Source organism: Streptomyces aureoversilis, from assembly GCF_042657885.1.
Taxonomy (GTDB): domain Bacteria; phylum Actinomycetota; class Actinomycetes; order Streptomycetales; family Streptomycetaceae; genus Streptomyces; species Streptomyces aureoversilis.
Map to the genome: position 1 here is coordinate 163581 of NZ_JBHSKJ010000016.1, position 17712 is coordinate 181292.

The 17712-nt window shown below is 74.0% G+C and carries 14 protein-coding genes; 6 read left to right on the forward strand and 8 right to left on the reverse strand.

The window, feature by feature from the left end:
* Window positions 1-14 precede the first annotated feature (14 nt).
* Window positions 15-527, reverse strand: coding sequence for a hypothetical protein (locus ACFPP6_RS26270; protein ID WP_382047071.1), 513 nt, complete (start codon window positions 525-527; stop codon window positions 15-17).
* Window positions 528-722: 195 nt separating this feature from the next.
* Window positions 723-1577 (reverse strand): 16S rRNA (cytidine(1402)-2'-O)-methyltransferase, encoded by an 855-nt coding sequence (gene rsmI / locus ACFPP6_RS26275; protein ID WP_382047074.1) that lies wholly within the window; start codon window positions 1575-1577, stop codon window positions 723-725.
* 161 nt (window positions 1578-1738) lie between these two features.
* Between rsmI and ACFPP6_RS26280 the strand changes: the two genes are divergently transcribed.
* The 4 genes from ACFPP6_RS26280 (at window position 1739) to ACFPP6_RS26295 (ending at window position 7795) form a co-directional block, all read left to right on the forward strand.
* The gene (locus ACFPP6_RS26280) at window positions 1739-3550 is read left to right on the forward strand and encodes a dolichyl-phosphate-mannose--protein mannosyltransferase (RefSeq protein ID WP_382047077.1); all 1812 of its coding nucleotides are present in this window, start codon (window positions 1739-1741) and stop codon (window positions 3548-3550) included.
* 149 nt (window positions 3551-3699) lie between these two features.
* The gene (locus ACFPP6_RS26285) at window positions 3700-5340 is read left to right on the forward strand and encodes a penicillin-binding transpeptidase domain-containing protein (protein ID WP_382047080.1); all 1641 of its coding nucleotides are present in this window, start codon (window positions 3700-3702) and stop codon (window positions 5338-5340) included.
* A 165-nt stretch (window positions 5341-5505) separates the two neighbouring features.
* Window positions 5506-6894 carry an acyltransferase family protein gene (locus ACFPP6_RS26290; protein WP_382047083.1) on the forward strand — a complete coding sequence of 463 codons (1389 nt, stop codon included), beginning with the start codon at window positions 5506-5508 and terminating at the stop codon, window positions 6892-6894.
* Between the two features lie 49 nt (window positions 6895-6943).
* The gene (locus ACFPP6_RS26295) at window positions 6944-7795 is read left to right on the forward strand and encodes an EamA family transporter (protein ID WP_382047085.1); all 852 of its coding nucleotides are present in this window, start codon (window positions 6944-6946) and stop codon (window positions 7793-7795) included.
* A gap of 33 nt (window positions 7796-7828) precedes the next feature.
* Here the strand turns inward: ACFPP6_RS26295 and ACFPP6_RS26300 are convergent, their stop codons facing one another.
* The 5 genes from ACFPP6_RS26300 to ACFPP6_RS26320 form a co-directional block, all read right to left on the reverse strand.
* The gene (locus tag ACFPP6_RS26300; RefSeq protein WP_382047087.1) at window positions 7829-8641 is read right to left on the reverse strand and encodes an SDR family NAD(P)-dependent oxidoreductase; all 813 of its coding nucleotides are present in this window, start codon (window positions 8639-8641) and stop codon (window positions 7829-7831) included.
* A gap of 65 nt (window positions 8642-8706) precedes the next feature.
* Window positions 8707-9894, reverse strand: a complete 1188-nt coding sequence (locus ACFPP6_RS26305; protein WP_382047090.1) for a serine hydrolase domain-containing protein — start codon at window positions 9892-9894, stop codon at window positions 8707-8709.
* Window positions 9895-9994: 100 nt separating this feature from the next.
* Complete coding sequence (locus ACFPP6_RS26310; RefSeq protein ID WP_382047093.1) at window positions 9995-10828, reverse strand: energy-coupling factor ABC transporter ATP-binding protein; 834 nt, start codon at window positions 10826-10828, stop codon at window positions 9995-9997.
* A gap of 66 nt (window positions 10829-10894) precedes the next feature.
* Window positions 10895-11686 (reverse strand): cobalt ECF transporter T component CbiQ, encoded by a 792-nt coding sequence (gene cbiQ / locus ACFPP6_RS26315; protein ID WP_382047095.1) that lies wholly within the window; start codon window positions 11684-11686, stop codon window positions 10895-10897.
* A 2-nt stretch (window positions 11687-11688) separates the two neighbouring features.
* Window positions 11689-12864 (reverse strand): energy-coupling factor ABC transporter permease, encoded by a 1176-nt coding sequence (locus ACFPP6_RS26320; protein ID WP_382047097.1) that lies wholly within the window; start codon window positions 12862-12864, stop codon window positions 11689-11691.
* Between the two features lie 184 nt (window positions 12865-13048).
* Here ACFPP6_RS26320 and ACFPP6_RS26325 point away from each other — a divergent pair, with 184 nt between their 5' ends.
* The gene (locus tag ACFPP6_RS26325) at window positions 13049-15097 is read left to right on the forward strand and encodes an MDR family MFS transporter (protein ID WP_382047100.1); all 2049 of its coding nucleotides are present in this window, start codon (window positions 13049-13051) and stop codon (window positions 15095-15097) included.
* Between the two features lie 143 nt (window positions 15098-15240).
* Window positions 15241-16089, forward strand: a complete 849-nt coding sequence (locus tag ACFPP6_RS26330; RefSeq protein WP_382047103.1) for an HNH endonuclease family protein — start codon at window positions 15241-15243, stop codon at window positions 16087-16089.
* Window positions 16090-16120: 31 nt separating this feature from the next.
* On the opposite strand, the gene ACFPP6_RS26335 is transcribed toward ACFPP6_RS26330, so the two are convergent.
* Window positions 16121-17317, reverse strand: a complete 1197-nt coding sequence (locus ACFPP6_RS26335; protein ID WP_382047106.1) for a MarP family serine protease — start codon at window positions 17315-17317, stop codon at window positions 16121-16123.
* Window positions 17318-17712 lie beyond the last annotated feature (395 nt).

The window sequence follows — 17712 nt, forward strand, 5'->3', positions numbered from 1 at the left end:
AGCGCCCGCGACCGTCAGCGGTGGTGCTCCCGGTAGGCCCGGACCGGGTGGAGGAGATCCGAGAGGTGCCAGTGGTGTTCCCGTCCGGGCTCACCGGGCTCGGGGCTCTCGGGGTGCTCGGCGCGGGGGAGCCGTTCCCGGTGCCACGGTTCGGGCCCGCCCGCGTGGAGCGGCCCCGCGGGGGCCTGCTGCGTGGCCGGAACCTCGTGCGCGGGCCGGTGCAGGACGTCCGCGATCAGGGAGACGCGGCCGGACCGCATGATGCGTACGACGTGCTCGCCGCAGTTCACGCAGGTGGGGCGGGTCAGCGGGGACGGCACGCGCACGCCGTCCGCGTAGTAGATGACGAAGGGCCGACCCTCGGCGTCCGTGTGGTGCTCGATCTCGTACGACTGCTCCCAGCCGTGGCCGCACCGCATGCAGGCGAAGGAGTACGACTCGTGCGCCGTCTCGGTCCCGGGCACGGCGGGGGGTGCGGTGGCCGCTATCGAGTGGACACCGTTCGAGGTTCCTGCGATCTCGCTCATGGCAGCTCCTCTTGTCCTGAGGACAAGTCTCTCCGGGACCGGACGTCCCACATCCAGGGAACGCCCTTCCCGGCGAAGACGCAGCAGCCTATCCCCCGAATTGGGACAAACTTGGCGTCGCACTGCCCAAAGTGCCAGGCTGCCAGACCTAAGCTTTGCTTTTCAGATTATCCCTTTACCTTGCGGTGGGGCCTGTTATGGCGCATTTTTTGCCGCCACGACCGCATCGAAGACCTCGCGCTTGGGTAGACCTGCTTCCGCAGCTACGGCCGCGATGGCCTCCTTACGGCGCTCGCCCGCCTCCTCGCGCGCCCGCACGCGGCGCACGAGCTCCTCGGCGGTCAGGTCCTGCGGGCCGGGCTCGGGGGCGCCCTCCACGACGATCGTGATCTCGCCGCGCACGCCCTCGGCGGCCCAGGCGGCCAGGTCCTCCAGCGGGCCGCGCTTGACCTCCTCGTAGGTCTTCGTCAGCTCGCGGCAGACCGCCGCGCGGCGGTCCGGGCCGAAGGCCTCGGCCATGGCCGCGAGGGTGTCGTCCAGGCGGTGCGGGGCCTCGAAGTAGACGAGCGTGCGGCGCTCGGCCGCGACCTCGCGGAGCCGGCCCAGGCGCTCGCCCGCCTTGCGGGGCAGGAAGCCCTCGAAGCAGAAGCGGTCGACGGGGAGGCCGGAGACGGCGAGGGCGGTGAGCACGGCGGACGGCCCGGGCACCGCGGTGACCTTGATGTCGCGCTCCACGGCGGCGGCGACGAGCCGGTATCCGGGGTCGGAGACGGACGGCATGCCGGCGTCGGTGACCAGCAGAACGCGGGCGCCGCCCGCCAGCGCCTCCACCAGCTCGGGCGTCCGGGCGGACTCGTTGCCCTCGAAGTAGGAGACGACCCGGCCGGTCGTGTGCACCCCCAGCGCCTGCGTCAGCCTGCGCAGCCGGCGGGTGTCCTCGGCGGCGATCACCTCGGCGGCGGCGAGCTCGGCGGCGAGCCGCGGAGGGGCGTCGGCGACATCGCCGATGGGGGTACCTGCGAGTACGAGCGTTCCAGTCACGCCTCCCATCCTCGCAGGCCGCGCCCGGGTCACGGTGGCGCGCCGGGGCCACCCGCGGCTCGGTCCGGCACCGCCGGACACCCCGGTGGGGCTCGTCGCCGTCGCGGCGGGGACGATTTGCCCGGCGGCGAAGACGGCCGGCCCGCCTCGTCGCCGCGCCCTCCGGGAACATGCCCCTACGTGATCCGCCGTCCGACAGGGTCGTTCCCTACGATGGCGCGGTGACCAGTGACACCGCGACCCACGCCCCGCAGGGCCAGACGGCAGATGAGCGACCGCCACCATGGCAGCTCAGACTCCGCCGGTTCGGCTACGCGGCCCGGCCGCAGCCGGATGTGCGGGCGCGGCTCGTACCGCCCTTTCCCGAGCCGGGGACGCGGGTGTGGGCGACGCTCGGCCTGCGCCCGGACGCGGCGCAGCGGCTGGCGCGCTGGTCGGGGTGGACCGGCCCGCTGCTGGTCACCCTGTTCGCGGGCCTGATCCGGTTCTGGCACCTGGGCAGCCCCAAGGCCGTGATATTCGACGAGACGTACTACGCCAAGGACGCGTGGGCGCTGTGGAAGTACGGCTACGAGGCGAAGTGGCCGGACGACATCAACGACAAGGTCATCGCGGGCTGGACGGACGTCCCGGACGCGCCGGGCTACGTGGTGCACCCGCCGATGGGCAAGTGGGTCATCGGCGCCGGCGAGTGGCTCTTCGGCCTGAACCCGGTCGGCTGGCGCTTCATGGTGGCGCTGCTGGGCACGCTGTCCGTGCTGATGCTGTGCCGCATCGGCCGCCGCCTCTTCCGCTCCACCTTCCTCGGCTGCCTGGCCGGCGCCCTGATGGCCGTGGACGGCCTGCACTTCGTGATGAGCCGCACCTCGCTGCTCGACTCGGTGCTCATGTTCTTCGTGCTGGCCGCGTTCGGCTGCGTGCTGGTGGACCGGGACAGGTCGCGGGCCCGCCTGGCCGCGGCGCTGCCGGCCGGCGAGGACGGCGTGCCGCGCCCGGACGACGCGGTCGGTGACGGCCTGCGCCTGGGCCTGCGCCCGTGGCGCATCGCGGCGGGCGTGTTCCTGGGTCTGGCGTGCGCCACGAAGTGGAACGGCGCGGTGTACCTGGCCGCGTTCGGCCTGATGATCGTCCTGTGGGACGCGGGCGCGCGGCGGGCGGCGGGGGCCCGCCGCCCCTTCCGTTCGGCGCTGCGGCGCGACGTGCCGTGGGCGTTCCTGTCGACGGTGCCGGTGGCGATCGGCGTCTACCTGGCGTCGTGGACGGGCTGGTTCGTCAACAGCGGCACGTACAGCGAGAAGGACGGCTGGCAGCACAGCGGCTACTACCGGCACTGGGCCGAGAACGACGGCGGCCACAGCGCGGACGGTTTCCTCGCCGGGGTCCTCAACCCCCTGCGCAGCCTGTGGAAGTACGAGCAGGAGGTGTGGGACTTCAACACCACGCTCTCCTCGCCGCACACGTACCAGTCCAACCCGTGGAGCTGGCTGGTCCAGGCGCGCCCGGTCTCGTACTTCTACGAGTCGCCGAAGCCGGGTGAGGACGGCTGCCCGGCGGACGCGGCCGACAAGTGCGCGCGCGAGGTGCTCGCGCTGGGCACCCCGCTGCTGTGGTGGGCGGCGTGCTTCGCGCTGCTGTACCTGCTCTACCGGTGGGCGCTGCGGCGCGACTGGCGTGCGGGCGCGGTGCTGTGCGGTGTCGCGGCCGGGTACCTGCCCTGGTTCATGTGGCAGGAACGCACCATCTTCGTCTTCTACGCGGTGGTGTTCCTGCCGTTCCTGTGCCTGGCGCTGGCCATGATGATCGGCGCGCTCCTGGGGCCGCCGGGGTCCTCGGAGCGGCGGCGGGTGGCGGGCGCGGTCGGTGCGGGCACGCTGGTGCTGCTGATCGCGTGGAACTTCATCTACTTCTGGCCGATCTACACCGGGAACGCGATTCCGATAGAGGCGTGGCGGAACCGCATGTGGTTCGACTCCTGGATCTGAACCGAGGGGCCGGTTCCAGCCATTTCGCCCCCTCTCGCCCCACCCTTCCCGTACAGTGCCGACGCAGAGGTTTAATCGGATGATTAAACCGGGCCGAGGCCCGGGCCTGGGGGGCCCGGCGGTCCGGGGGGCTCGGAGGGGGCTGACACATGCACAAGGGTGCGAAGATCGCCATCGGCGTCGTGGCGGCGGCCATGGTGGGAGCGGCCGGCATGGGCGCGTACAACCTCGTGGACGCCGTGGCGGGTGACGGCTCGACCGGCGCGCACGGGAAACCCGCCCCGCTGAGAACCGGGCCGCCGACGGCGGACGAGATCAGGACGACGGCGCGCGACTTCCTCGCCGCCTGGGAGTCCGGCGACACCGCCAAGGCCGCCCGCCTCACCGACAACACGGCCGCGGCGACCACCGCGCTCACCGGCTACCGCGAGACCGTCCACGTGGAGAAGGTGGCTCTGAAGCCGGGCACGCCGGAGGGCGCCAAGGTGCCGTTCTCCGTGAGCGCCGAGATCTCCCACGGCAAGCAGCGCTCGACCTGGACGTACGACTCCTCGCTCGAAGTCGTCCGCGGCAAGAGCACCGGGCAGGCGCTCGTCGACTGGCAGCCCTCGGTCGTCCACCCCAAGCTTGCGCGCAACGAGACCCTGAGGACCGACGCGGGCGCGGCCCCGCAGGTCGACGCCGTCGACCGGAACGGCACGAAGCTGGACGCCAAGGACTACCCCTCGCTCGCGTCCGTCCTGCCGCAGCTGCGCAAGCGGTTCGGCGAGGAGGCGGGCGGCGAGCCCGGCCTGGAGGTGCAGGCCGTGCCGGAGGGCGGGGCGGAGGCCGCGGCCCTGGCGGGGATCGCCCCCAGGACCCTGCACGTCGTCTCGCGGGGCAAGCCCGCCACGCTCAGGACGACGCTCGACGCCGGTGCGCAGCGGGCGGCCGAGTCCGCCGTCGAGCGGCACGCCGACGCGTCCGTCGTCGCGGTCAAGGCGAGCACGGGCGAGATCCTGGCCGTCGCCAACTCCAGGAAGACCGAGTTCAACACCGCGCTGATGGGCCAGACCGCGCCCGGCTCCACGATGAAGATCATCACGTCGGCGATGCTGCTCGAACAGGGCAAGGCCGCGCCCGGCAAGCCGCTGCCCTGCCCGAAGTACGCCACGTACGGGATGCGCTTCCACAACGTGGAGGAGAGCGAGAACCCCGGCGCCACCTTCGCGCAGGACTTCGCGGCCTCCTGCAACACCGCCTTCATCTCGCTCGCCGGCGAGGTCGGCGACGGGGCGCTCGCGGCGGAGGCGCGGGACGTCTTCGGGCTCGGGCTGGAGTGGAAGACGGGCCTCGCCACGTTCGACGGCAGCGTGCCGGCCGAGTCCGGGGCGGGCAAGGCCGCGGCGATGATCGGGCAGGGCAAGGTGCAGATGTCCACGCTGAACGTGGCCTCCATGGCCGCCACGGTGCGCGCCGGCTCCTTCCACCAGCCCTACATCGTCGACCCGTCCCTCGACAACAGGCAGCTCGCCCGCGCGCCGCGCGCGCTGCCCGGCCCGGTCGCGGAGCAGCTGCGCTCGATGATGCGGCTGACGGCGACGTCGGGCACGGGCGCCCGGGCCATGTCCGGGCTCGGCGGCGACATCGGCGCGAAGACCGGCTCGGCGGAGGTCGACGGCCAGGCCAAGCCGAACGGCTGGTTCAGCGCGTACCGCGGCGACGTGGCCGCGGCGGCCTACGTCCAGCAGGGCGGGCACGGCGGCGACTCGGCGGGCCCGGTGGTGGCGGCGGTCCTGAGGGCGTCGTAGCGCGCCGGCCCCTGCGGGGGCCTTCGTGCCGGGCCTTTTCCTTCCGCCGCGACGGCGCCCGGTCGATGATTGCGTGACCGGCGGGCTCTTCGTGCGGGGTACTCAGTTGCGATCTGAGTACCCCGGCGGTGGTGTCGTGGCCCGGCCGCGCCCGATGGTGGCCGTATGGGACAGAAGATCAGTGTGCGAGAGCTCGCCGCGGCCACGCCCGGGGCGCGCGACCGCGTCATCGACCTGTTGCGCGTGGCCTCCCTCGGGACCGTCGTGCTCGGGCACTGGCTCATGGCCGCCGTGACCGTGGACGACGACGGCCGCGCCGCCGTGGGCAACCTGCTCGCGGTCGAGCCGGAGCTGCAACTGCTCACCTGGGCCCTGCAGATCATGCCGGTGTTCTTCTTCGTCGGAGGCTTCTCCCACGCGCTCTCCTACCGCTCCCTGGCGCGCCGGGCCGGCGGCCCCGCGTACGCGCTCTTCCTGCGCGCCCGCCTCCAGCGCCTCCTGCGGCCCACGATGCTCTTCGTCGCCGTGTGGGGCGCCGGTGCGCTCGCCCTCCAGCTGAGCGGCCACGGCGGCGCCCTCGCGGACGTCGCGGCGCGTCTCGTCGCCCAGCCGTTGTGGTTCATCGGCATCTACCTCGCCATGGTGGCCTTCACGCCGCCGCTCCTCCGCCTCCACGAGCGGTACGGCTGGGGCGCCTTCGCCGCCCTGGTCGCCGCGGCCGCGGCCGTCGACGTGCTGCGGTTCGCGGCCGGTGTCCCGTACGTGGAGTTCCTCAACTTCGGCTTCGTCTGGCTGGCCGTCCACCAGCTCGGCTTCCTGCGCGCCGACGGACGCCTGCGCCTCCGCGTGCCGTGGGCGCTCGCCGCGGCCGGTCTCGCGGGCGCGGTCGCCCTCGTGGCGCTCGGCCCGTACCCGCTGTCCATGGTGGGCATGCCGGGCGAGAGGATCAGCAACATGGCGCCGCCCACCGCCGCCCTGCTCTGCCACGGCATGTGGCTGATCGGCGCGGTCGAGCTGCTGCGCGGCCCGATGACGCGGCTCGTGGCCCGGCCCCGCGTCTGGCGCACCGTCATCGCCGCGAACGGCGTGGCGATGACGGCGTTCCTGTGGCACCTCACGGCGATGCTCGGCGTGTACGGGGCGATGCTGGCGCTGCACGTGCCCCTGCCGGAACCGGCGGGCGCGGCCTGGTGGTTGCAGGTGCCGCTCCGCATCGCGGCCGCCGCGGTGCTCACGGCGCTCCTGGTCGCGGTCTTCCGCAAGGCCGAGCAGCCGCCGGGCCCGGCGGCTCCGGCGGCCCCTGCCGCCGCGGCCCCCGCCGGCCCCGCCACCCCCGTACGCCGCGGCACCGGACCGGCCGCCGCCCTCGGGGTCACGCTCACGCTCTTCGGCGTGCTCGGGCTGTCCATGGTGGGTTTCGGCGGCCTGCTGGACGGGCACTCCGCCGTCCTCGTCGCCGTACGCGTCACCGCGCCCGTCACCGTCGCCATGTGCGCCGCCGGCTGGCTGCTCGTCGAGCGGGCGGGACGGAGCACGGCCGCGACGACGGCGTGAGGCACGCAACATCGCGTGCCCCCCGCACGCAGCGCTAGCGTCGAGGGTCATGACCCCTTTGGTCGCCGCGGCCGTCCTCATAGCCGCCGTCACCCACGCCAGTTGGAACGCCATCGCGCACGGCATCAAGGACCAGCTCCTCGCCTTCACGCTCGTCGGGGCCGGCGGGGCGGTGTGCGGGCTGGCGATGGCGGGATTCGTACCGCTGCCGGACGGGGCGGCCTGGCCGTACCTGCTGGCGTCCGCCGTCCTGCACGTCGTCTACCAGATGCTGCTCATGCGGTCATTCACGCTCGGCGACTTCGGGCAGATGTACCCGATCGCCCGCGGCACCGCACCGCTCGCGGTGACCGTCCTCGCCGCCGCCTTCGCCGGGGAGACGCCCGGCGGCTGGCAGGCGGCGGGCGTGGCCGTCGCCTCCGCCGGGCTGGTCGGGCTCGCGGTGTGGGGCATCCGGGGCTCCGGGACCCGGCCCCAGTGGGCGGCCGTCGTGGCCGCCGGGGCGACGGGGCTGGCCATCGCCGCGTACACGGTCGTCGACGGCCTGGGCGTCCGCGCCTCGGGCACGCCGCTCGGCTACATCGCGTGGCTGATGATCCTGGAGGGGACGCCCATCCCGCTGTACGCCATGGTGGCGCGGCGGGGCGTCTTCGTGGCGGAGGTCAGGCCGTTCGCGGTGCGCGGGCTGCTGGGCGGGACGCTGTCGGTGGCCGCGTACGGGCTGGTGCTGTGGGCGCAGACGCGCGCAGACCTCGCGCCCATCTCGGCGCTGCGGGAATCGTCGATCCTGGTGGGGGCGGCGATCGGGGCGCTGTTCTTCAAGGAGCGGTTCGGGGCGCCGCGGATCGCTGCGGCGGGGCTGATGGTGGCGGGGATCGGGATGATGCTGCACGCGAGGTGACGGCGCGGGCGGCGACGACCCTTCTTCCGGGTGTCACTCCGCTCTGATTGCTTGCTGCAGGCCGATGTTGCCGATGAGGATGCCGCCGTCCACGGGGAGGGTGACGCCCGTGATCCACGCGGCGTCGCGCGAGGCGAGGAAGGCGACCGCGGCGGCGATGTCCTCCGGCTCGCCGACCCGCCCCAGCGGATACAGCGGGGCCGCCCGCTCCAGCGCGCCGGGGCGGTCGTCCCAGCCGTGCGTGCGGACCGTGCCGGGGGCGACCAGGTTGACGCGCACGCCGCGGGCCGCGCACTGCCCGGCCAGGGTCCGGGTCAGGCCCGCCAGGCCCGCCTTCGCGGCGCTGTAGGCGAAATTGCCGTAGTCCTGCTCGCCGTTGACGGAGCCGATGCTGACGACCGCCCCGCGGCCGTCCCGCGCGGCGGCCAGGTGCGGCATGGCCGCCCGTACGCAACGGAACGCGCCGGTCAGGGTGATGTCCAGGTCCCGGGACCAGGCGTCGTCGGTGACGTCCTCCACGAGCGGGGGGTCGCGGTGGAACGAATACGCGTTGTTGACCAGGACGTCCAGGCCGCCGAACCGCTCCACGGCGTGCGCCACCGCCGCTTCGACGGCCGACCGGTCGCCCACGTCGCAGGCCAGCGCCTCCGCGGCGAGGCCGTCCGCGCGGATGCGGGCGGCGGAACGGGCGGCGCGGTCGCCGTCGAGATCCGTGACCAGGACGCGCGCGCCCTCGGCGGCCAGGCGGTGCGCGGTGGCGGCACCGATGCCGCGGCCCGCGCCGGTGACGAGGACGGCGTAGCCGCCGAAGCGCGGCAGGGGCGCCGGGGGTTGCACGGGCTGCATGGGTGGATACCGTAGGCGCCCACCGCCCGGAGGAGAAGAGGACCGGCCGGGAGCAGCCCGCGGTCCTACGAGGCGAGCGCCTTTGCGAGGGCTCGTACCAGGGACTGGGCGCGGGGGTCCGCCGTGACGTTCTTCTGCATGCCGTTCGTGACGTAGCCGAAGGACACGCCCGATTCCGGGTCCGCGAAGGCCAGGGAGCCGCCGCGGCCCGGGTGGCCGAAGGAGCCGGGGGCCAGGAGGGGCGAGGACGGGCTGTGGAGCATGTAGCCCAGGCCGAAGCGGGTGTTCACGACCAGGACCCGGTCCGGCCCGGCCGACTCCTCCGTGCGGGCCAGCGTCAGCGTCGCCGGTGCGAAGAGGCGCCGTACGCCGTCCACGTCCCCGATCAGGGACGCGTAGAAGCGGGCGAGCGCGTCCGCCGTCGCGATGCCCGCCGAGGCGGGCAGTTCGGCGGCGCGGTACGCCGGGTCGTTCTCGTCCGCCGCCGGGGATATCGCCGCGAAGGCGCGCCGCGTCAGGGACTCCGGGTCGCGGTAGGCGTCCGTGACGGACTGCTTCGGGCGCACCCGGAGCCCCGCCGACGACGGGGCCGCCGGCGCCTCGATGTCCGCGATGCGCCCGACCCGGCCCGCCTGCTGCTCGGACTCCGGCAGGCCCAGCCACAGGTCCAGGCCCAGCGGACCGGCCACCTCCTGGGCGATCCAGCGGCCGATCGAGCGCCCGGTGATGCGCTCGACCAGCTCGCCGAGCAGCCAGCTGTACGTCTGCGCGTGGTAGCCGTGCGCCGTGCCGGGCTCCCACGCCGGGGCCTGGGCGGCCAGCGCCGCGGGGCCGCTGACGCCGTCGACGGCCTGCGCCGGGGTGAGGGGCACGTCGAGCGCGGGCAGGCCGGCGCGGTGCGACAGCAGGTGCCGGACGAGCACCCGCTCCTTGCCGGCTGCCTTGAACTCGGGCCAGTACGTGCCGACGGGCGCGTCCAGGTCCACCTGTCCGCGCTGGTGCAGGAGCAGCAGGACCGCCGCGGCCACGCCCTTCGTGGCGGAGCGGACGATCTGCGCGGTGCCGCGCCGCCACGGCTCCTCGTCGCCGTTGCCGTCGGCGTCCCGGGCGCCGCCCCACAGGTCGACGACCTTGCGCCCGTCGCGGTAGACGGCGACGGCCGCACCCCGCTCGCCGCGCCGGGCGAAGTTCTCCGCGAAGGCGTCCCGGACCGGTTCGAAACCGTCCGCCACCGTGCCCTGGACGTCCACCACTGTTGCCTGCTCCTGTGCCGATTGCCGCAAATTCCTCCACCATGGTGCAACGCGTCCGTCAATGCGCGTAGACCGGGGTGGGAGGGACCCGGCGGATCCGTCACCTTCCGGAGGCGCCGCGGGCGCCCGCCTCCGGCCGTACCGGCCGTGCCGGCCTCACCGTTCGCGGGTCGAAGCCGAACGGCAGCTCCAGGCGGTGCGCGCGCATGAGGTCCTCGTCACACAGGAGGTCGCGGGTCGGGCCGTCCGCCGCGATGACGCCCTCGCTGAGGACGACGGACCGCTCGCACAGCTCCAGGGCGTACGGGAGGTCGTGCGTGACCATGAGCACCGTCACGTCGAGGGAGCGCAGGACGTCCGCGAGCTCGCGGCGCGAGGCCGGGTCGAGGTTGGACGAGGGCTCGTCCAGGACGAGGATCTCGGGCTCCATCGCCAGGACGGTCGCCACGGCCACGCGCCGCCGCTGGCCGAAGGACAGGTGGTGCGGCGGGCGGTCCGCGAAGCCGGCCATGCCGACGCGCGCCAGGGCCTTCTCCACGCACGCCGCCAGCTCGGCGCCCCGCAGGCCGGCCGCCGCCGGGCCGAAGGCGACGTCCTCGCGGACGGTCGGCATGAACAGCTGGTCGTCGGGGTCCTGGAAGACGATGCCGACGCGGCGGCGGATCTCGGCGAGGTTCCGCTTCTCCACGGGCAGGCCGGCGACGCTGACGCGGCCGAGGCCTCCGCCGAGGATGCCGTTGAGGTGGAGGACGAGGGTGGTCTTGCCGGCGCCGTTCGGGCCGAGGAGCGCGACGCGCTCGCCGCGGGCGACCGCCAGGTCGACGCCGAAGAGGGCCTGGTGGCCGTCGGGGTAGGCGTAGGCCAGGCCGGACACCTCCAGGGAGGGCGGGGAGAAGGACGGAGAGGAGGGCGGGGACGACGGGGCGGCGGTCATGGGGGTCCTTCTGGTCGGGGCGGGGCGGGGCGGGGCGAGGCGGGACGGGCCGGGGCACGGAGTGGGTCAGTCGCCGGCGGTCCAGGGCAGGCCGGCCGTCGCCGCCCACGCCGCCAGGGAGACCGCCAGCCCGGCCAGCGGGAGGGCCGCCGCGTACGCCCACTGCGTACGGGTCGCCGCGACCTCGTCGGGCACCGGCATCGTCCCCGCGTACCCCCGGCTCACCATCGCCAGATGGACCCGCTCCCCGCGCTCGTACGAGCGGATGAACAGCGCGCCCGCGGACCGGGCCAGGACACCCCAGTGGCGCACGCCGCGCGCCGTGAAGCCGCGCGATTCGCGGGCGATGCGCATGCGGCGCATCTCGTCGGTGACCACGTCCCCGTAGCGGATCATGAAGGAGGCGATCTGGACGAGGAGCGGGGGCATGCGCAGGCGCTGCAGGCCCAGGAGGAGCGAGCGGAGCTCCGTCGTCGAGGCGAGCAGGACGGACGCGGCGACGCCGAGCGTGCCCTTGGCCAGGACGTTCCAGGCGCCCCAGAGGCCGGGCTCGCTGAGCGACAGCCCGAGCACGCGCGTCTGCTCCCCCGGCACGACGAACGGCATCAGCAGCGCGAACGCCACGAACGGGATCTCGACCAGCAGGCGGCGCAGCAGGAAGCCGGCCGGGATGCGGGCCGTCGCGGCCGCGGCCGCGACGAGCAGGGCGTAGAGGCCGAAGGCCCACACGGCCTCGCGCGGGGTCGCCACGACCGTGAGGACGAACGCGAGGACCGCGGCGATCTTGCAGTGCGGGGGGAGGGCGTGGACGGGGGAATGCGCGTGCCGGTAGAGCTTGTGCGCGTGACCGGCGCCCATCGTCAGGCGCTCTCGGCGGACGGGGCGGCGGCGCGGCGGCGGCGCACGACCACGAAGACGGCGGTGCCGGCGGCGAGGGTCGCGCCGACGCCGATCACTCCGGCGAGCCCGCCGGAGATGCGCTCGTCGGCGACGTCCTTGACCTGGTAGTCGGCGAGGGGCGAATCCTTGGCGGCGTGCTCCTCGGCCTTGCTGTCGATGCCCTTGTCGTGCGCGACCTTTTCCAGCCCGTCGGGGCTGGAGGAGGCGTAGTAGCTGACGCCTCCGGCACAGACGAGCGCGACGCCGAGCCCGGCGACCCACAGGCGCCGCGCGGACCGGGGCGCCGCGGCGGGCCTTGCGCCGGCGGGCGCGGGGGACGCCTGCGTCCCCGCCGGCTCCGCACCGGCGCCCACCGAATCCGCCGCAACGGCGCCCAACCCCTGCCCGCCCTCCTCAAGCCCGTCCGGCACCGCCGGAGCGCGCCGCTCGGGCTGGTCGCCGTCGCGGCGGAGAGAAGATGCCGGCGCCGTGCGCAGTTCCAGGGGCCGGATCAGGTCCCGCGCGCCGTGGATCAGGTCCGGGCGGACCGCTGCCACCGCGCTGACCGTCAGGGCCGTGATCGCGGCCTCGCCCAGGCCGATGAGGGCGTGGACGCCGACCATCGCGGTGAAGACCTTGCCGACCGGCACGTCCGTCGTGCCGCCGGCCGCGTAGATCAGGGTGAACGCGGCGGCCGCGGCCGGGACGGAGACGAGGGCGGCGGCGAAGGAGGCCGCGGTCAGGCTCGTGCGTCCCCGCGGCAGCAGCTTCACCAGGGCGCGGAGGACCGCGTACGCCACGACGGTCGTGACCACGCCCATGACGCTGATGTTGACGCCGAGCGCGGTCAGCCCGCCGTCGGCGAAGAGGACGCCCTGCATGAGCAGGACGACGGATATGCAGAGCACGCCCGTGTACGGCCCGACGAGGATCGCGGCGAGCGCGCCGCCGAGCAGGTGCCCGCTCGTGCCCGCCGCCACGGGGAAGTTCAGCATCTGGACGGCGAAGATGAACGCCGCGACGAGCCCCGCGAGCGGCGCGGCCTTGTCGTCGAGTTCGCGCCGGGCGCCGCGCAGGCTCACGGCGACGGCGCCGGCGGCGACCACGGCCGTGGCGGCCGAGACGGGCGCGTCGATGAATCCGTCCGGTACGTGCATGACGTCGCTCCTTCACACCACCGTGGCTGGAACCGCTCGATGATAGGGGCGTACTGCAAACCTCTCGCAAGAGCTTGTGCAGTGCTTCTGCGCGCCCCTCGCTCACCCGCGCGCCGCCCCGGGCGGCGGCAACGGCGGCGGCCCCCGGTGGCGGCCCCGGCCCCCTGCCCGAATGCTGGGCAGTATGACCACGGCCCCCGCGCCCCCGGCGGACGTCCCCGCGGCCCCGCCGTCGCTCGGCCGCCGCCGCACGAACCTGGTCTTCGTCACGATCGTGCTCGGCATGCTGCTCGCGGCCCTCGACCAGACGATCGTCTCCACGGCGCTGCCGACGATCGTCGCGGACCTGGGCGGTGGCGGGCACATGGCGTGGGTGGTCACGGCGTACCTGCTCGCCGAGACCGTCTCGACCGTCCTGGTCGGCAAGTTCGGCGACCTCTTCGGCCGGAAGGTCGTCTTCCAGCTCAGCGCCGTCGTCTTCACCGCCGGGTCGGTCTTCGCGGGCGTCGCCAACTCCATGATGATGCTGATCGCCGCGCGCGCCCTGCAGGGCATCGGCGGCGGCGGTCTGATGGTCACCGCCATGGCGCTGATCGCGGACGTCATCCCGCTGCGCGAGCGCGGCAAGTACCAGGGCGCGCTGGGCGCGGTCTTCGGCGTGACGACGGTCGTCGGCCCGACCCTGGGCGGCGTCTTCACCGACCACGCGACCTGGCGCTGGTGCTTCTACGTCAACGTGCCCGTCGCGATCGTGATGGTCGTCATGGCGGCCCGCACGATCCCGGTGGTCCGCTCCGCGGTGCGCCCCGTCATCGACTACCTGGGCATCGCCCTGGTGGCCGCCGGCGCCTCCGCGCTGGTCCTCGGCCTGGAGTGGGGAGGCAACACGTACGCGTGGAGCTCGGCGGTCATCACCGGCCTCTTCGCGGGCGCGATCGTCCTCCTGGCGGGTTTCGTCCTGGTGGAGCTGCGGGCGAAGGAACCGATGCTCCCCATGCACCTGTTCCGCAATCCCGTCTTCACCGTCTGCTCCCTCCTCAGCTTCATCGTCGGCTTCGCGATGCTGGGCGCGCTGACGTACCTGCCGACGTACCTGCAATACGTGGACGGGGTGTCGGCCACCATGTCGGGCGTGCGGGCCCTGCCGATGGTCGCGGGGCTGCTGGGCGCGTCCATGCTCTCGGGCGTCGCCGTCAGCCGCACCGGCCGCTACCGGATGTTCCCCGTCGCGGGCATGGCGGTGATGGCGCTGGGGCTGTACCTGATGTCGACGATGGGGGCGTCGACGGGGGCGTGGCTGGAGTCGCTGTACATGTTCGTGCTGGGCGTGGGCATCGGGCTGGCGATGCAGGTGCTGACGATCGCCGTGCAGAACACCGTCCCGTACCACGAGCTGGGCACGGCCACTTCGGGCGTCACGTTCTTCCGCACGCTCGGCAGCGCCTTCGGCACGGCCATCTTCGGCACGCTCTACAGCAGCCGGCTCGAGCCCAATCTGCTGGAGGCGCTGGCCCGCTCGCCCGGCGTGCCGCCGTCCGCCGTGATCAGCCCGCAGGGGCTGGCCTCGCTGCCGGCGGAGCTGGCGCGGCCGGTCGTCGACGCGTACGCGGAGACCGTGAACTACGTCTTCCTGTGGGTGGTGCCGGTGGCGCTGGCGGGCTTCGTCGCCGCCTGGTTCCTCAAGGAGGTGCCGCTGCGCGACAGCGCGCGGGCCGGTGCGTCCGACATGGGCGAGGGCTTCGCGGCCCCGGATTCCGCGGAGGCGGAGCGGCAGCTGGAGCGGGCGGTGGCGAGCGTCATGCGCAAGGCGAAGGGGCCGGTGAGCCGCCAGGTCCTGGCGGAGTCGGGCAGCCCGCTCGGCGCGGCCGAGGCGTGGACGCTGGGCCAGATCCACTGGCGCCTGCGGGTGCGCGGCGAGGCGGCCCTGTCGTCGGTGGCGGCCGCGCACCGGATGCCGCCGGAGGTGCTGAAGCCGGCCTTCGCCCGCACGGCGGAGGCCGGGTACGCGCGCGTGGAGGGCGACCGGCTCTCGCTGACGTCCGCGGGCGAGGCGGAGATCGAGCGGCTGGGCACGGCGTGGCGCGCCTGGCTGGCCGCGCGCCTGGAGGACTGGGACGTCGCCGGCCCCGAGGACCGCGCCCGCCTCGACCGCGCCCTGGACGCGGTGGCGGAGAAGCTGCTGGAGGAGGCGGAGGCCGCGGAGGAGGAGGGGCTGGAGCGGATCGCCGTGTAGGCGGCCCTGGAGGCAGGCGTTTCCCTCCCCAGACGGGTGAATTAGTCAGAATATACGCACATTTGACCCCCTCTTGGTCAATTCCTCATGATGGCCACATCGGCATCCGCAGCACAGCAGCGCACAGCCTGAGGAGATGCGTCATGCGCCGGTACAGACGCCTGGGAATCGCCTTCGCCATCGCCGCCGCCGTCGTTCCGGCGGCCCTCCCCGGGACCGCCGCCCGGGCCACGCCCCCGCCGGACCCCGTCACCCCGCAGGCCGGGCAGCAGACCGGGCGGCACCAGCACCGGGCCCCGATGGACTTCGACGAGAACGACTGCGAGGGGCCGGCCGCGGACGAGGGGGACATCTACACGCGGCCCCCCAAGACCGGGAACCCGCCGACCACGCCCCCGCGCCGCCGCGGCCACGCCCTCCCCCTGAAGTGGCCCCGGAACCTGCCGGACCGCAAGGCGGCCGTGCGCATGCTGGGCGAGCTGGAGGTCAAGCCCTTCAGCAGCAAGGGCTACCACCGCAAGCACTTCGGCTCCGCCTGCTGGGTCCCGCACGGCGTCGACCGGTGCACCACCCGGCAGATCGCCCTCAAGTTCCAGTCCGTCGTCCCGGCGACGCTCGACGGCCGGTGCAAGGTCGTCGGCGGGCGGTGGCACAGCGAGTACGACAACAGGGACATGGCCGACCCGGCGCACGTCGACATCGACCACGTCGTGCCGCTGCGGCACGCGTGGGGGTCCGGCGCGCGCAGCTGGACGGCCAAGAAGCGGCAGGAGTTCGCCAATGACCTGGCCGCCTCGCCGCAGCTGATCGCGGTGTCCACCTGGGCCAACCGGCGCAAGGGCGACAAGGGGCCGGAGAAGTGGATGCCGGTCGCCGGCGCCGAGTGCCTCTACAGCCAGGCGTGGATCGGGGTGAAGGACTACTACGGGCTGTCCGTCACCCGGAAGGAGAAGGCCAAACTGCAGCAGGTGCTGGCCGGCTGCAAGAAGTGACCGGAGGCCGGGCGGAGGTGGCCGGGCGGTGCTACAGCGCCGCCCGGCTCCCCGTCGTCACCGTCGCCGTCGCCGTCGCCGCGCGCTCGGCGGCCTCCTCGACCTGGGCCGCCGTCAGGACGTAGCCCGTCTCCGCGTCCGCCGTGGAGCGGGCGAAGACCACGCCGTAGACGCGGCCGGAGGGCGTCAGCAGCGGGCCGCCGGAGTTGCCCGGGCGGATCGTGGAACGGACCGAGTAGACCGTGCGCGTGGTGACGCCGTCGCCGTAGATGTCCTGGCCCTTCGCCCGGACCTCGTTGGCGACCGTGGCCGCGCGGATGTCGAGGCCGCCGTTCTGCGGGAAGCCCGCGACGACCGCCGCGTCCCCGCGCTTCGCGGACTTGTCGAACGGCAGCACCGGCGCCCTCAGGCCCGGCACGTCCAGGACGGCGACGTCCGTCCTCGGATCGAAGAGGACGACCTTCGCCCCGTACGCCTTGCCGACACCGCCGACCCGCACGGTGGGGTTGTTCACCCCGGCCACGACGTGGGCGTTCGTCATCACGTGCTGCGCGGCGTAGACGAAGCCGCTGCCCTCCTGGCCGCGGCGGCCCTCGCCCGTGTCCGCGACGCCCTCGACCTTGACCACGCTCTCCTTGGCCGCCTTCGTCGCGGCGGGGGTGACGGCGTCGCCCGAGGGCTTCGGCACGCTCGTGGCCGGCTCGTTCTCGAAGGGGTTGAAGACCTGCGGGAAGCCCGCGCCGTTCAGGGCGTCCGTGGTGCGGCTGAACCAGGTCGGCGCCTGCTCCGGCATCGCCGTCTGGACGGCGCCCAGCAGCGTCGAGTCCCTGATCTGCCGGGTCAGGAGCGGCGAATTCGCCGAGACGAGCACGCTCGCCGCGACCCAGCCGACCAGCAGCACGGCGAGGGAGTTCACGGCGGCGCCGCCGACGCCGTCGACGCCGCGGACCGGGGCCCACGTCAGGCGGCGGCGCAGGGCGTAGGCGAGGCGGGCGGCCAGGGCGTGGCCGATCGCGGCCGGGACGAGGACGACCAGGACCGCGACGACCGCGGCGGTGGCGGTCCCCGCCTCGAAGGGCTCCAGGGCGAACGGCAGCGCCCACACGCCGATGACGGCTCCGCCGAGGAAGCCGGCGAGCAGCACGACACTGGCCACGAGGCCGCGGCGGAAGCCGGAGACGGCGTAGCCGAGGACGACGAGCAACAGCAGCAGATCGAGCAGGTTCAACGCGGAGCCCTTTCCTTCGCGCGCGCCCCCGAACGCGCCCACGGGTTCGTTGGCCCGTGGACTTGGGAAAACGCGGCTCCGGCGGGCGGCGGTTCCCAATCCGGGCGAATTCATGGCGTACGCCACGTTGCCGCTGGGGCGCGGGGCGTACGACCCCGGTGCGCTCGGCACCGCCGGGCTCCTTGACGGTGGCTGCTCGCCGTCGCGGCGGGAAAGAGGCCCCTGGCCCGCCCTTTCACCGTTTCCTGGGGGAGGGCCCCCAGCCCCCGGGGGGGTGCCCTTATGGGTTTGGTCAAGCCGGGACGGCTGGTCGTGACTCGTAGAAGGTGCCGTCTCTGAGCATGGCGAAGAGGACGTCGACGCGTCGTCTGGCGAGGCAGAGGATGGCCTGGGTG

Bases quoted from the DNA above. Each gene is read 5' to 3' on its own strand.
- ACFPP6_RS26300 (WP_382047087.1), bottom strand. From the start codon at position 8,641: ATGCAGCCCGTGCAACCCCCGGCGCCCCTGCCGCGCTTCGGCGGCTAC.
- ACFPP6_RS26330 (WP_382047103.1), top strand. From the start codon at position 15,241: ATGCGCCGGTACAGACGCCTGGGAATCGCCTTCGCCATCGCCGCCGCC.
- ACFPP6_RS26320 (WP_382047097.1), bottom strand. From the start codon at position 12,864: ATGCACGTACCGGACGGATTCATCGACGCGCCCGTCTCGGCCGCCACG.
- ACFPP6_RS26285 (WP_382047080.1), top strand. From the start codon at position 3,700: ATGCACAAGGGTGCGAAGATCGCCATCGGCGTCGTGGCGGCGGCCATG.
- ACFPP6_RS26325 (WP_382047100.1), top strand. From the start codon at position 13,049: ATGACCACGGCCCCCGCGCCCCCGGCGGACGTCCCCGCGGCCCCGCCG.
- ACFPP6_RS26290 (WP_382047083.1), top strand. From the start codon at position 5,506: ATGGGACAGAAGATCAGTGTGCGAGAGCTCGCCGCGGCCACGCCCGGG.
- cbiQ (WP_382047095.1), bottom strand. From the start codon at position 11,686: ATGGGCGCCGGTCACGCGCACAAGCTCTACCGGCACGCGCATTCCCCC.
- rsmI (WP_382047074.1), bottom strand. From the start codon at position 1,577: ATGGGAGGCGTGACTGGAACGCTCGTACTCGCAGGTACCCCCATCGGC.
- ACFPP6_RS26280 (WP_382047077.1), top strand. From the start codon at position 1,739: ATGCCCCTACGTGATCCGCCGTCCGACAGGGTCGTTCCCTACGATGGC.
- ACFPP6_RS26270 (WP_382047071.1), bottom strand. From the start codon at position 527: ATGAGCGAGATCGCAGGAACCTCGAACGGTGTCCACTCGATAGCGGCC.
- ACFPP6_RS26295 (WP_382047085.1), top strand. From the start codon at position 6,944: ATGACCCCTTTGGTCGCCGCGGCCGTCCTCATAGCCGCCGTCACCCAC.
- ACFPP6_RS26310 (WP_382047093.1), bottom strand. From the start codon at position 10,828: ATGACCGCCGCCCCGTCGTCCCCGCCCTCCTCTCCGTCCTTCTCCCCG.